We start from the raw sequence: 14,425 nt of genomic DNA, 5'->3' as shown, positions 1-14,425 counted from the left end.
GACGATCTTTGCCTAGAGATGCCCCTCCAGTAGCGGAAAAGATCGGGGCGACAACGGAGCTACCGCACGACCGCATGACCGTGCAGCGATTTCGCGAGGCTTTCCCACGAGCACGGCAAGGTCGTGGTTCGTGCCCGGTCGCAATGCAGAAAAGCGCATCAGCAGCTGGCTCGCCAAACTGGAGGTGGAGGCCGATGCGTTTGCTGACGAGAAGGGCAGGGACGCCTTCGCGTTCGATCCGATCGAAAGCCCGTGTCTCGATGCAAGCCAATCGGAACTTCGCGTTCGAATCACCTTATTCGAAGACCGTGGTCGTCGAGCTTCGGGAAGTGCCATTCTCGCGTTGGGACGCCGACAATCGTTACTGTGCTGTTCCGTTCCGTTCATTCGAGGATCTTCGACGCCGCTGGCCTGGCCGGCGATTGAGACTGCTGCCCGCCGCAACGAACCGGACGTGCGAAAGGCCCGCTATCAAGCGCGAAAAGGCACCGAAATAGCCGAGGCCTCAAAAGCGAGAGCGAGAGAGCGCCGTCGCAAGCGCTACCCCGTGCCCCTCGCAGACCACCCGCCGTTGGCGAGGGCGGTCGCTACGCGTATCGGCGTTGTCGTGTTCACGGGCACGGATGGCGAGATTGCGGAACCTGAGACCGTTGCCGCGTATTATTTTCCGAACGATGTCGGTGAGCTTGTCTGGACGGCTGGCGGCCCGGATTGCGAGAAGAGTTAGTCGCGACCTGGCCCGCGAAATCTTCTCCAGCTAAGGAGGAGTTAGCCCGAGGCTGGTGGTTTCCAACGTTGGACGAGCTGCGGGGGCAGCGCGGCGCGAGGCGAGGACCAAAGTGCGTGCGAAACAGCGGCGGACAGAGCGCCTGCTGCCAGTTGATCCCGCCCGCACCGGCCGCTCGACATGATGCCAAGTTGGAGACCGAATTGACCGAGCACAAATCGGAAACATCAGCCGGAGTTCTTCGAAGTCTTCGACCCAGTGGAGCCTCAGGCGTGGTCTGTCGTCGCGCAGCGTGGACCGTCTTCCACAAAATATGAGAAACATCGCGTGTCGCGACACAAGATGCCATCTCGCACCGCCCAGGACGGAAAGCCTGCGGTTGGCCGTCCGGGCCCGGCGCTTTGCTGCTGGCAAATCTAAGAAGAACAAAAAGGTGCCGTTAGCAGGACGGGATTTCTGCTAACGGCAACACGGCACGACCTGGCTACATTGGCAGCCAAGTGGGTCTCCGGCAGCGCTTCGAACTTACCGCGGTCAACATTGTTCCACCCGTGCCTCGCAATTTATCCGCTGAGGGAACCTTAAGTCTTGCGTCTGTAGCCACACCGTCTCGGCGTGCGTTCACCGATCGCAGTCAGATGCGATAGTTCGCATTCGACCAATCGCCAAAAACGGGTGTGTGCGCCTCCGCAAGCAGGTTTTGCACGTTACTGCTTTTCTCTCGACAGAGATGCTATTCTTCTTCTTCTTTCTCTGCTCGTGTAACTCGATCCGTAGGTTGAGGGCTCGGCATCGGGACGTCTATATGAACGAGGCATCGAATTGCCGCCTGACCAAGCGATTTGCCTCGTATTTGCCTCGCGATGACGGTGGACGGCCGGCGACCTATCCGAAGCCAGCAGGTTTTCGACATAAATTCATTTCATCGAGTCGCTGTTCTTGCGGTCGATGATCTCGTCGAAGATCAATGTTGCCGACCCGTGATCGGTATCGTGTTGATGGGGCGATTACCGGCTTCATCACTGGAATATCCTTTCGTCCATCGAGAGGCTTGGGCAGAGCTTGGTTGACGAAGAGGTTAGCAGCAATGCATTATGAGCAGAAATGGCATTGTTCCTTCGGTTCATGAATGGGTATCATAATGCTTGATCGTCAGCATCTTGCAATTCTGAGAGAAGTCAGCCGTCGAGGCGGTGTTACCGCGGCCGCCGAAAAGCTAAACGTCACTCAATCCGCCTTGAGCCATACGATCGCAAAGTTCGAGGAACGCCACCGCATCAAGATATGGATGAAATCAGGCCGCGGGCTGCGGTTGACGCAAACAGGTGAGTATCTGCTTTCTGTGGCCGAACGCGTCCTGCCCCAGATGGAACATGCCGAGCGGGTCCTGACCGATTTTGCTGTGGGAAGGAGAGGAGCCCTTCGTGTTGGCATGGAATGTCATCCCTGCCAGCGGTGGCTGACCAAGATAGCGACACCTTATCTCGACAAATGGCCCGATGTCGATTTCGACGTGCGCACGGCTTTCCGGTTCGACGGTGTCGAGGCACTCCTTGGGTACGAAATCGATCTTCTGATCACACCGGATCCCGTGGACACGCCGGACCTGCTCTTTACGCCGGTTTTCGAATATGAGCTGGTGCTTATGGTGCATGCGACGCATCCTCTTGCCGATCGGAAATGCGTGCAGCCACAGGATCTTATCGACGAGGAATTGATCACGGTTCCGGTCACATTGGAGCGGCTGGACATATACACCAAATTCCTTGTTCCCGCCCATTGCCGGCCGCGTCAGCACCGCACGGCCGAAACCATCGACCTGATGCTGCAACTCGTCTGTGCGAAAAGGGGTGTTACGGTCCTACCGGACTGGCTGTTGCAGGAAGACGCCGTTGGAATGCCGATACGCGCGCTACGCGTGGGCGATGCCGGTATACGGAAAAACATCAATCTGGGTGTACGGCGCGGCGAGGAGACCATATCATACATCGACGGTTTTCTAGCGCTTGCCCGTGAGAGGGGACGTTCGCCTTCGCCGTGATCGCGGAAAGCGAATTTCCCAGCGCCGCCTTGAGTCTCTCTCGTCAATCACGGTCGAGGAGATGTTCAGGCCACGATACTTTCAAGAGGCTATTCGAACTTGTGCATGTAGGCGACCACGTCTCGCATCTTTCCTTCCGTGCGGCATAACATTGTGATGTCCTCTCGCCTCCGGCGTAGGGGAGAAGCTCAACATTGAATTCATGGTGCCTTCCGCATAGGCGGTTTTCAGGTTGAAGATTGCCTCGTCGGCCAATCAGAAGGACGCGCCGCCGAGGATGTTGGCTGGACGTGCGGCGGCATGGTTCCTGGGTCTTCGCCGATCACATCGCAAGTGCGGCCTGACTGAGGAAGCTGCCGGCGACCTGGAACCGCTTCGCGGGTCCAGATGACCAACTGCGGGCTATCACAGCAGCAACCACGCCGTCGACCATAACCTGGGCGATCGCTCTGTCGCGCTTAGCGACTGCGCGCAGTCCGAACCCAGACGTTTCGTGTGGTGGTCTTCTGATGTTGTGACACGGCGGTTGTATCGCGGAGCGCTTGATCGACGATTGCCCATGGCAAATCCTTCAGCTTTGCTCGACAATGAGTTTCGAGATGACGTCTCGGGCCGCTTGGGAAGATGCTTGCACGGCGCCGGCAAGGTAGCCAGCCTCACTTCCGCTCGCCTCGCTCCCGGCCAGGACCAGCCGCTCCTTCCACGGGCCAGCGATCCAGCCGCCGCCAGGGGCATTCGGGTGGCCGTCGGAAAACCAGTCGGCCGATGTCGCTGTCAGCGGGTCGGCAGCCCAGTCCTTGTAGAGGGTCGCCCGTGTATGGGCAGCTTGCGGCCCGAAGATGCGCGTGAACTGGCGGATCGAGGCCTCCTTCAGCGCGTCCGCGCCGATTGCTGCACGTTGTTCGGCTCCCATCCCGACGAAGCCGAACAGGGCAGCCTTGCCCGAGGACGTGGTCGCATCATGGATCTCCGCCAAAGGTCCGACCATGCTTTGCGCTGTCCCGGAAAATCCCGCCTCGCGCCAGAAGGGACGATCGTAGACAGCGAAAAATTTGGCGTGTGGCGCCATCCAGGTCGGCGTTTGCCGCCACAGTTCGATCGTGCCTTTCTCCTGGGCTGGCTCGAACTGGACGGTCGCCTCCAGAATGCGCGGCGGAAGCGCCGCAATCACCTGTGACGCCTGAATCAGCTCTATACGCCCGTCGGCAAATCTCAAAGACAGCTCGACACCGGTTTCGTTGAGACGCATCGCGGTGACTTGCGCACCGCACCACAGCGCCGCCTCAGGCAAGCCTTGCGCCAGCGCACGAACCAATGACGCGGATCCTCCGATGAACCTCAGGGCTTCGGGCTCCTGATTCAGTCCGGGATAGCGCTTTGCCGATTCCCGCGACATCCGCTCGAAGACAACGTCGCCATCGCTGTTTTGCGCAAACGTGAGCAGATTGAGTTCGGCAACGAGCGCGGCGATCGCAGGCTGCATTCGAGGCCAGATCCAGGACGGTCCAAGGTCGAAGCCGTCTGCGTCCGCCTGGCCTGTCTCGTTCACTGTCTCGATCCGACCGCCGAGGGTGGCTCTTGCCTCGATGAGCAGGAACTCAATCTCGGCCGAATGCAGCAGTCGCGCCGTGTGCAGTCCTGCCAAGCCTCCGCCGATAATAGCTACCTTGGTGTTCCTCATTATCTCTCTCCGGGAAGCTGGCTCCCGACAGCGTTGGCCTGTTAGAAGCGGGCGCGGCTGTGACAGACTTCAAGCGGCTCGCAGGATTGACGGTCAGGCAGGATGGCGGGACAAATTTGCGATCCCGCGGCGATAGCATGAGGAACGTCAGATCAAAAATGGCCTTGCTTCATGGATCGACAAGTTTTGCTCATAACACGGCGGTTCATGCACCTCGAGTTTGTGACGCTCGCACCGCAATCAGTCAGTCATCCCGTGCTCGTCCTGGAACACCCCCGCTAGCACGACAATTTCCTCACCCCCGCTATGCACGTGACGCGGAAAAGCGCTGCCTCGCGCGTAGCGCACGATCGAGGTCGCACGTCCCCGCCGACGCGGGGTAGAGCATCCGTCGGTTCACCCGGCTGCGGGGCTCGGTACCCCGTCTAGGTTACCCGAATGGACGATGACCGGCCTCGTGAGATCGTCATTGATGCGCATTGGTCTGGCCTGGAACGCGCCAGAGATCCGGTCCAAGCCGCGTTGGGCGCGACATCGGCACACATTTTCTTTGCTGTATGCAAGAAACTCTCGTGATGGGTCCAGGTAAAGCATCGGGCTGCGACATGTACTCTTCACTTTGGCGGTCGGGAGCCACAATCGGGTCCGATCGGTGTTACTCGTAACTGTGCCGAATGATGGTAAAAGACATCCGCCAGAATGTGGTGATCATCGCGATAGACTTCCGCCATGATCTGGTAGAGTTCCGGATCGTGATCCTTAAAGTCGTCTGATGTGGCAACGGTGAGATCGCCACGGCGGTAGGCCACATTCGTATTGAACCAAAATCGCGTGCCTTCGGCCCAATATTCGTCGACGTTGTTCTCCATGTATGCACACGCCCACAGTCCTTTCTGGTAGGCATGAGCATAAGCTTGTCCAACTCGTGCAACGAGCTCGGGATCCACCGTTCGAAGCATGTTGAAGATATTATGTGAGAATTCGTGAACCAGAATGTTCCCTCCATAATACCGCGTGCCCGGCACGCCCATCAAATTCTCGACGGCACCTGTCGTATAGAGCCCACCCATGCCGCGCGCCCTTTGGGCCCAATACTCTCGGTCTGTCATCTTGGCGATCGTGCTGGTGTAATTTCGCCGTTCGTCAGGGGTGAGGCGCGGATCATCGGGGGCTGGCTTCTCCCAGTCCCGCTGCTCGGGAATATCAGTGGTCGTTTCATCAATTGCCATGATGCCCACCCGCGCCCCGGCCCGAACCAAAGCATCGCGGACATCACGCCGTTCTGACAACATGTAAAGGACGATGTCGCGGGCAATCAAAAGTGCGGTGTCTGGAACCTTTTCGGACGAGATGACAGGTATGCCTGCTGCGTCAGCATATTTCGCGTAGAATGGATCCAGACCGAGTGCTTTCGGTGGGCTGCGCACGATGAATGTCTCGAAACTGGATATGTCAGCCATCGACAACCGTGACGCAGATGATTCATTGTCAATACCGCCAGGTTCCTTTGCAGATGCAGCAAATAGGTAGCCTCCGCAGAGCACTACCCCCATCAAGCACGTATGGATCATCGCGACCTTTCCTTTATGCGCTATTTTCCTGAGAAAAGGCAACAACCGTGCCAATCACTAAGAAAAGAGCTGAAGTGAGCGTTCTCGATGACAATCTTTCGTGCCGGGCGTTTGCGGCATCGGCCATAATCCGAAGGAAGGGCAGCAGACAAAGATCTTGTGGCTGAAGCCAACATGCCTCTGGACGTTGGCGAGAAGATTCTAGGCGGCAATCCTTTCGTTCGGCAGGCCCTCCGCAGTTTGCCGTACGCCATCGAAAAATCCGTCAGGAACAAGAAGACGCGTGTGCGGGGTCACATTTTCGTGGCACTTTTTGTAAGGTGGACAGGGTCGATAATCTGCTTTTTTGTTTCATGTCAGTCGCCGATCGATCAGCGACCGGCGAGCTCAATTCCGACAATGCAATCGCACTAGCTGAACAGTGCCAAAAGAATATCGCTGCGATCGCAACCTCGGTAGCCAGCAGCATTCGCAAACCCCGTAAAACCCACCGTTCTCCTTACCATCTCGGCCAGTTCGAAGATGTCAACAACGTGTACGCCGGTTTCTTCGGCGTGCCCTATCCGGCTCGTACCTGCTATGGGTCAAAGCACTTGCCAAGGGCGCACTGGTCGAGATCGAATCCATGACCCGTGTCGATGAATGATGACCTGAAGAAGCCATCCGATCCGACCCAATCGACGTCTGTTATGTTTCGCTGCTTACACTTCATAGCTTGCGCACTGTCGGCGGCTTTGACGGCATAAAACACGGTTTTCACTTTGGTGGGAAGTAGTCCGCGTGGGTGACAGTGCATTCCATCATCCAGACTCTTTACTTCCAGTACCCAGGGACCTGAAGGTGACGATTTCCGGGATCTTGGTTGCAAACCGTTCCGAAATCACCATCCGCGGATTGCGCGCCGCTAACGAGCTCCGGTCACACGCTGAACCGGTGTGACGCGTGGTGGATAGGTAGCTCGCGCTGTCTGACCACCGCGCATGCGCGCAAGTCGACAGCGCCATGTTCAAATTCGCATTCGATGTGCATTTCGCGAATGAAAATTTCCAAACTTGGCCTCTGCGCTGTGAAAATGTCAATTTGTATTACTAATGAAGAATGCTGTTGGGTTTGGATAGCATAGATCCACGCTATGGATAGATAGAGAGACATGCGGTTCAAGGGACTTGATCTAAATCTCCTAGTCGTGTTCGACGCTTTGATGAATGAGCGTAAGCTCACGGCGGCGGCACACAGCATCAATCTCAGTCAGCCGGCCATGAGCGCGGCTGTCGCCCGGCTGCGCGCCTATTTCCAAGATGAGCTGTTTACGATGACGGGCCGCGAATTTATCCCGACGCCGCGGGCGGAAGGTATTGCGCCTGCGGTGCGCGAGGCTCTGCTGCAAGTTCAGCTCTCCATTATTTCCTGGCAGCCGTTTGATCCGGCCCAATCGGATCGTCGCTTCAGAATCGCACTTTCCGATTACGTCACGCTTGTATTTTTTGAAAAAGTCGTGGAGCGTGTGGCGCGGGAAGCTCCCGGCGTCAGCTTCGAATTTTTCCCCCCCGCCGACCACAATGAAGACCTTCTCCGGCGCGGCGAAGTCGATCTTCTCATTTTGCCGGAAATATTCATGTCGAACGCCCATCCTCATGCGAGGCTTTTCGACGATTTACACGTGTGCGTAGGCTGTCGCTCGAACAAGCAGCTGGCAGAGCCACTCACATTCGAGAGATACATGTCGATGGGGCACGTTGTCGCTAAGTTCGGAAGTTTCCGGAGGCCAGGCCTCGAGGAATGGTATTTGCGCGAGCACGGTCGCAAGAGACGCATCGACGTCGTCGTACACGGCTTCAGCATGATTGCGCCCGTGCTGTCCAACACTGACCGTATAGGAACCATGCCCTTACGGCTGGCGCAGCATTTCGCAAAAACAATACCCCTTCGAATTGTCGACCTTCCGCTGCCACAACATCTTCCGTTCACCGAGGCCGTGCAATGGCATGCGCTTCACAACAGTGATCCGGCAAGCCTCTGGATGCGCGACATTCTATTCCAGGAAGCGGCCCGTATGAAATCGCCGCTTGTCGCGGCCGAGCCCCTCGTCAATCAGGACCAGCACGAACGTTGTCCAGCCCATCTTCCGAACACGGCGCATCAGTCAGGTCGAGCCATGATTTCAGATTGAATCTTGGCAGCGGTATACAGGGAAGCATCCAGCGGGAGACTCCCAAACGCAAGTTGACACAGAAGATAGTTAGCGCCTGCCTCTTCTATCTGATTCAGTAAAGCTTGCCGCACCGAGGCCGCCGTTCCTGCAACGCATAACTCATTCTCGACCGCCTCGTCGAAGGTCAGCGGCAGGTTCGGAGGCGTCTGCAGGTCATTCAGGTCGTAAAGAAACTTAAAGCTCTCGAGCCAATGTTCGTAAGCCGACGCTGCGATCGAATAAGCATCGCGGTCAGAACGTCCAATCACGACCATGCGTAGCAATCCTCGAAATGGCGATTGATCATCTGCGCTCGCGTTGCATTTTCGATAAGCGCGGAAGGCATCGGTAATTTTGCGGACAGAAGAGGAAGGTCCTACGCACGCGATATTTGCGCCGTTCGCAGCTGCCCAGTGCGCAGACTCGGGCCGGCTGGTGGCGATCCACGTCGGTGGATGCGGACGTTGATGAGGCCTCAATGTCAAAGGTATGCCGCTTAGCTCATAATGTTCGCCCTTATGCGACAGCGTTCCGCCTTTCATCGCATTCACCAGAATCTCACTGGCTTCTACGTAGCGGCCTGGCGCCGCGTCCGGACCAATCCCGAAATAACCGAGTTCGATCGGGAGAGACCCGCGCCCTATCCCGAGCTCGACTCTGCCGCCGCTCAATTGATCCAGCATGCAGATTTCTTCGAAAGCCCGCAGCGGATGATAGAGGGGCAGCAGCATGACTAAAGGCCCAATACGAAGGCGACGCGTGCGCTGTGCAACGCTTGATAAAAACAAATTTGGCGATGGGCCTCTGCCGTGCGGAGTACAATGGTGCTCAGCGAGGTGATACGCGTAGAAACCAAGGCGATCGCACGCCTCTGCCAACCTCAGGCGATCCGAATACTGCTGGGCGATGTCGCTGCCGTTCGCGTCAAGGTGATCGAAGATGCCGAAGGTCAGGTTAGAAGGAAGGGCATTTCCCATTCAATTGTCTCCAATGTTTGACTAAAACCCGTAGGTTCACGCGATCCGATATGTCGTTTTGGCCATTTCGTTCGTCCGCGTGACAAAGCAAAAATTAACGGCGCGTAACCGGCAATCGCTGCGTCTTCAGGCTTTCAGAAATGTCACCGGCGGCTGAAAGGAATTTATCCATTTGGGCTTTTGTACCGATGCTCACGCGGATATGATTTTCCAAGCCATCATCGGGAAAGACGGCTACAAGTACCTTTTGCCTTTTTAACGATGCTTGCCACCAAGCGCCGTTTTGTCCGGATGGCACACGAGCAAGCAAGAAATTTGCATAAGACGGGATCACCGAAAATCCGAGTTCGGATAGCGCAACCATCGTTCGCTGCCTTTCATGTTTGATGTGTTTATGGTTCTCGGCGTAAGCGGCGCGGTGTGAAAGGATGCTAATGCCCACCGCATGGGCAATAAGGTTCATGTTGAAGAGATTCTGGATGTTGCGTAGCCTCCCGATAAGTTCAGGATGACCGAAGCCGAAACCAACGCGGATACCCGCGGCGGCGTAGCTTTTCGAAAATGTCCTTAAAATTAGAAGATTCGAATGGCGATTAATAAGGCGTAGAGCATCATCGGGTGCAAAATCGACATATGCCTCATCCAATACGATCAATCGGTCGGACTGGGCGGCGAGCTTATCGATATCGGCTACCGGAACAAACGTTCCGCTCGGGTTGTTCGGATTAGCCAGCAGGATAAACTTTGCATCTTTTGGGGGACCAAGAAGCAGCTGCTCGATTGGCAACGAATAAGCTTTGCCCCATCCGATTTCTAAAAATCGAGCACCCTGCAACATAGCAAGCTTGCGGTTGAACGAAAAACCCGGCGACATCATCGCCACGCTATCGCCTGGAGCAAGGAAGGCTCTGTAAAGGAGCCCCAGCAGCTCAGACGATCCGTTGCCTGCGATCACTTGATCCTGGGACAAGCCATACGCATTGGCCGCCGCCTCCCGCAAGCTGAAATTGTCATCTTCGGGATAAAGGTAATGCCGTTTGAGAGCCGTAAGCGCGGTTCGCATCACCGCAATCGGCAACGGAAAGGGATTCTCATTTGTGTCTAGTTTGACGCAATCGGCGTCCGGACCCGCTTGACTGGACGGCACAGCATCTAACTGTCTCGCTGTCTGCGAAAGAGCCGAAAGCACACCTTGCAATTTTGCATCAGACATATCTTTTCTCCGTTTCAATTCGCTGGACTCGTTTGCGCGTCATTTGGCCGTCCTATGTGGCTTCGAACCTTCGTGCCTAAGCGAGCGCAGCAATGGCCATCCTGACGGCAGATTCACCAAGGACCACCGCGAGTGCCTCAAGCTGCAATATGCTCAAAACTTCGCATTGGAGCGTCACCGCGCCCCATTCGCATTTTGACAAACTGTTTGATCTTAGGCGCCACCGCTGCTAGCTCGTGGCCCGCCGTTTCGAATTCAGTCCACCTGTCTTCGATCAAGACGGAGAAGCAGCGAACGCGGCCGCTATCGCGGCTGCGACATTACCGGTCCCGCCGGCCCACATGTCCCTCGCATAATTTGCAATGAATGGTGCACGCGATGATAGATAGGGCAGGTGGCGGCAGGGCGGCCCGCACCATTGATTGCTGCGGAAAACGTCATGAAGGCCTCCTGACGAATGACATTGAAAATTCGATGTTGATCAAGACTCCAATGCCGCCATGATTGGCACCATCGGTGTCGCGTGCACACGGAGCATCCTGGCCCATCTTCCACCGATGACTCGATCGTTGCCTCCACCTGCCGAGTCGCTAGCCGACACATCGTCGGTCAAGGTCATTGACATTAGGATCAATGAGCACATCGCCACTGTTTCTTCAGACGAGGCTTTGTCACGTGGACAACGGATTAGCATCGCAGATACCCCTTGTGATTGAGCGTCTCAACGAAACCTATTTACCCTTCATCGGACCATTGGGGTAATTGATTGATTTGATGGGATACATCCAAATGTCGAATACAACCAAAGCGATTAGGCTTGTAGCTTGGCCCTGCGGCCAGTCCACGTGATCCATGCAGGCCGTGAGGATCTGTCGCAAGAAAACACTGGGCCGAACTCAATCAGCACATTTGCGAGAGAGCCGTCCGAAGAACGGATCATTCCCGTCAATGGAGTGGAGAGAATCATTTAGGAGATGGATACTCATCATCCAAACAATAGATTTTGCAATCTAGGTAAATTCCGCATAGTGCGTTTTGTTGTTCGCCAATTCGTCGGAGCAATCAAAATGCACGTTCTCGATGTTGGGGAAATGGCCCAGCTCTTCGTCAAATCGTTTAAATTGGTTGCGATTTTCGCTACCGCATGCGTTGTGCTCGAGGTGATCTTTCCGGCTTACCGATACAGTTTTGCCTCGTACATTCGCGGTGCGCGGAATTGGATTATCCGTATCGGATGCGGCACTTTAATCTGGCACTTCTACGCTTTGGGTTTGAAATGGTTGGGGGTTAAGCCGCTCCTAACGATCAATTTTGGTGCGTTGCTTCACTCTAATAGCCCGATCATCAATACGGGCTTCGCCGTCCTTTCGGGCGTTTTAGTCGCGATTGCCGGTGACTTCTTTTACTACTGGATGCACCGGGCTCAGCACGCCGTTCCATTTCTGTGGCGCCTGCACGCAACCCATCATTCAATCCGCGAACTGACGGCGTGGAATTGCAACCACCATATTTCCGAGCCATTTGTTTACGCGGCGTTTGTAGCACTACCACTCGCGCTAATTCACTTCGAATCAGGCGTCGTGCCCGTTGCTGCCATGGCGCTGATTACCTTTCAGGCCCATCTTTCCCACTCTAGCACACGCTTTAATTTGGGGCCGCTTCGGTACCTCATCGGCGATAATAAATTCCACCGTATTCACCACTCCACGGAACTTCACCACCGGCATAAAAACTATGGCTTCTTTACAACCGTTTGGGACACGATTTTCCGTACTGCATACTGGCCGAAAATTAATGAGTGGCCGGAAGTTGGCATGCGAAATCAGCCCGAACCGCTCACCGTACGCGACTTCATTATGTTCCCGTTTGACCAACGCCGCTGGCGCAAAGCTAAAGCCGGAAGTGGTACACAGGGAATTGAAACTGGAGGATTGAACGCGGTAAAGAGAGATGGTCCCATTCATTCGGACAGTAGTTCTGCAATTTAGAGCGCAAAGCGCTGCTTGTTCAGTTGCCGTTTCTATCGCAGGGGGATCGTGCAGCAACTCTGATCCGAGTCCGGTCTGCCCGCACTACTGTCAGGCGCAACTGGTCAGGCCGAGGCCGAATATTGCCATGGCAATAACATGTTCGCCTTTCCACTCTGAGACCGTTTAAGGCTTGGCTGAAATTACAAAGAGCTCACGCGCTAACTCAATCGCTGCCGTGGTGGTCTGCGCGGCATGGGCAACACGAGGGATCCATCCATTAAACGGTCGGCCTTTGGCCATCCCGTGCCGGTAGGTCGGCCCTTTTCGGCCGAGAGCTTTAGGAGCCGACGGCCGCATTAAAGGCGGACAACAACGAGGAACGACCTCCCCTACCTCGCTTGCGAACTCCTTCGTGAACCGCAGGACAAATTGGCCGATCACATTAAGCGGCTGAACGCGACGGATGCTGGCGAGGGGAAGCTAGAGGCAATCATCCGCCCAGAGGCTTATCAATGTGATGGCATCATCCGGCTCGCACAGACCGGTTCTGCCGTTTGTCGCGCCAGCGCCTTCGTCAATCCGCTTGTCAGGAGGACCTACGAGAATTTGATCCGCAGACCCGTCTCCTTGTTTCGGAGGGATTTTCTCCATAGTGCGCCCTATAAACTGCGGCGAATCTTCCGAATTGAAAGAAGCCCCATTTCAGGCAGATTTCCTTCATAAGCATGCGGTTTTCTGGATCGAGCAGGTCTTCGCGTGCTGCCCGGAGCCGAAGCATCTGCAGATAAGCTGCCGGCGTTGTATTCTTGAAAGCACGAAAACCTGCTTCGAGTGCCCTGGTGGAAACACCCGCTGCATCTGCCACCATTGGCATTGTAATCGGCTGGTTGACATTGGCACACATGAACTCGATCCCACGGCGGACGTGGCCGGGAGCAATCATATGGGGTTTCTTATCCAGCAGATGCGATAACCGATGGGGCACCATCCGTATTACGACATCGGCTAGCGCCTGCGTAATATGAGCCATGGCTATGGGACTCTGACAGAGGGGACCATTATCACGTATTCCGTCGATAATCGCTTCCGTGAGATTGCCGATTGTCCGACCAACTGGCGTTGAAAGATCCACTTCGGGCAACAGGTCGAGCGAGCCGCTAAACGGGATATCGAAAGTTTCGCCAATGGTCCGTTGGATCAAAGACCAATTAAGCACCAGCTCATCTATTAAATTGGATTGCCCTTGTATAGAAATGCTGTCTGGTTCGAAATTCCTGTAAAGAAGCAATTTCTCTTCCCGGGCCTCAGCCATGCGCGAACCGTACGTAACCCCCATGCCGCCTCTGCGAGGCACCACGATCGATAGATGCTCTGTAGCTTCGGAACACCACTGAGCGCGGAACTGAAACCCGGTCTGATGGTGACCGGTGATCAATGCTGCGCTTTCACACCCGGCAAGATCGAGCGCCCAATAGAAGTCTCGAGTACGACCAACGAGATCGGCGTCGAATGTGCCGAAAACCGCTCCGAGGGATTCGATCATGCTATCGAACGTCGAGCCACGATATCGAAAAACGGTATTCTCAGCGCTATTTTCCATCATGCATCTCCAGGCTCAATCCTGCTGCTCGGTCATGCTGGTTCAATGACCAAGCCTGTGATCTAGCTGTGTGCTCGTGCATTCCGAGTTGTGGTTGCGCGTCGTTGATCTCTTTCAACGTGCGGCAACAATTCGACTTTCCGCGACAGAATACGCCCTCATCACCGGCCGACTGAGATTGATCTGGCTGCCGCCCCAGTGAGCTTGGCTCGTCATCAAAGCGTCGAACACGACCGGGAGATTTAGATCAAGTCCTTTGAACCGCAGGTTTCCTCCACAGAAGGCTGGCGCAATCTCGATCGCCGGAATTTCAATGCGTGTGGGACTGCGTAAGTTTGCCAGTGGGCATTCGGCGCTTCGTATAAGCAATCGAGGTGCGTCATAACTCCGGTCCGTTCCGGTCGATCGTCGTACCAGCTGGCCAATCGGAGATTGGCCGTCCAACAGGCAGAAT

The 14,425-nt window shown here is 55.6% G+C and carries 9 protein-coding genes and 3 pseudogenes; 4 read left to right on the top strand and 8 right to left on the bottom strand.

From position 1 onward, the window contains the following. Nucleotides 1–74 precede the first annotated feature (74 nt). A pseudogene (locus PY649_RS31805) lies at nt 75–911 on the top strand (hypothetical protein). A gap of 957 nt (nt 912–1,868) precedes the next feature. Beyond that, nucleotides 1,869–2,768, top strand: coding sequence for a LysR family transcriptional regulator (locus tag PY649_RS31800; RefSeq protein ID WP_120708847.1), 900 nt, complete (start codon nt 1,869–1,871; stop codon nt 2,766–2,768). Between the two features lie 571 nt (nt 2,769–3,339). On the opposite strand, the gene PY649_RS31795 is transcribed toward PY649_RS31800, so the two are convergent. The 3 genes and pseudogenes from PY649_RS31795 to PY649_RS31785 form a co-directional block, all read right to left on the bottom strand. Continuing rightward, a complete protein-coding gene (locus PY649_RS31795) occupies nt 3,340–4,449 on the bottom strand; it encodes a flavin monoamine oxidase family protein (RefSeq protein ID WP_285872902.1) in 1,110 nt (369 codons plus the stop codon). A gap of 252 nt (nt 4,450–4,701) precedes the next feature. After that, nucleotides 4,702–4,929: pseudogene (locus PY649_RS31790) on the bottom strand (cupin domain-containing protein); the annotation flags it as partial. 134 nt (nt 4,930–5,063) lie between these two features. Next, nucleotides 5,064–6,020, bottom strand: coding sequence for a glycoside hydrolase (locus PY649_RS31785; protein WP_285872901.1), 957 nt, complete (start codon nt 6,018–6,020; stop codon nt 5,064–5,066). A gap of 1,150 nt (nt 6,021–7,170) precedes the next feature. Between PY649_RS31785 and PY649_RS31780 the strand changes: the two genes are divergently transcribed. Further along, on the top strand, nt 7,171–8,190 hold the full coding sequence (locus tag PY649_RS31780; RefSeq protein WP_285872900.1) for a LysR family transcriptional regulator: 1,020 nt from the start codon (nt 7,171–7,173) through the stop codon (nt 8,188–8,190). Here the strand turns inward: PY649_RS31780 and PY649_RS31775 are convergent. After that, nucleotides 8,160–9,188 (bottom strand): LLM class flavin-dependent oxidoreductase, encoded by a 1,029-nt coding sequence (locus PY649_RS31775; RefSeq protein ID WP_120708853.1) that lies wholly within the window; start codon nt 9,186–9,188, stop codon nt 8,160–8,162. The two genes, PY649_RS31780 and PY649_RS31775, sit on opposite strands and share 31 nt — an antisense overlap. 94 nt (nt 9,189–9,282) lie before the next feature. Further along, nucleotides 9,283–10,401 carry a histidinol-phosphate transaminase gene (gene hisC / locus PY649_RS31770; protein ID WP_120708854.1) on the bottom strand — a complete coding sequence of 373 codons (1,119 nt, stop codon included), beginning with the start codon at nt 10,399–10,401 and terminating at the stop codon, nt 9,283–9,285. A 974-nt stretch (nt 10,402–11,375) separates the two neighbouring features. Here hisC and PY649_RS31765 point away from each other — a divergent pair. Further along, nucleotides 11,376–12,389, top strand: coding sequence for a sterol desaturase family protein (locus PY649_RS31765; RefSeq protein WP_285872899.1), 1,014 nt, complete (start codon nt 11,376–11,378; stop codon nt 12,387–12,389). Nucleotides 12,390–12,957: 568 nt separating this feature from the next. Here PY649_RS31765 and PY649_RS31760 read toward each other — a convergent pair. The 3 genes and pseudogenes from PY649_RS31760 to PY649_RS31755 form a co-directional block, all read right to left on the bottom strand. Beyond that, nucleotides 12,958–13,974 (bottom strand): helix-turn-helix transcriptional regulator, encoded by a 1,017-nt coding sequence (locus PY649_RS31760; protein WP_120708856.1) that lies wholly within the window; start codon nt 13,972–13,974, stop codon nt 12,958–12,960. A gap of 150 nt (nt 13,975–14,124) precedes the next feature. Continuing rightward, nucleotides 14,125–14,238: pseudogene (locus PY649_RS35240) on the bottom strand (LysR family transcriptional regulator); the annotation flags it as partial. Between the two features lie 112 nt (nt 14,239–14,350). After that, nucleotides 14,351–14,404 (bottom strand): hypothetical protein, encoded by a 54-nt coding sequence (locus PY649_RS31755; RefSeq protein ID WP_285871840.1) that lies wholly within the window; start codon nt 14,402–14,404, stop codon nt 14,351–14,353. Between the last annotated feature and the right edge of the window lie 21 nt (nt 14,405–14,425).

Source organism: Rhizobium mayense (assembly GCF_030272705.1).
In the GTDB taxonomy this organism is placed as follows: Bacteria; Pseudomonadota; Alphaproteobacteria; order Rhizobiales; family Rhizobiaceae; genus Rhizobium; species Rhizobium mayense.
The sequence above is the reverse complement of the archived record's forward strand: the minus strand, read 5'-3'. Positions and strand labels throughout refer to the sequence as shown.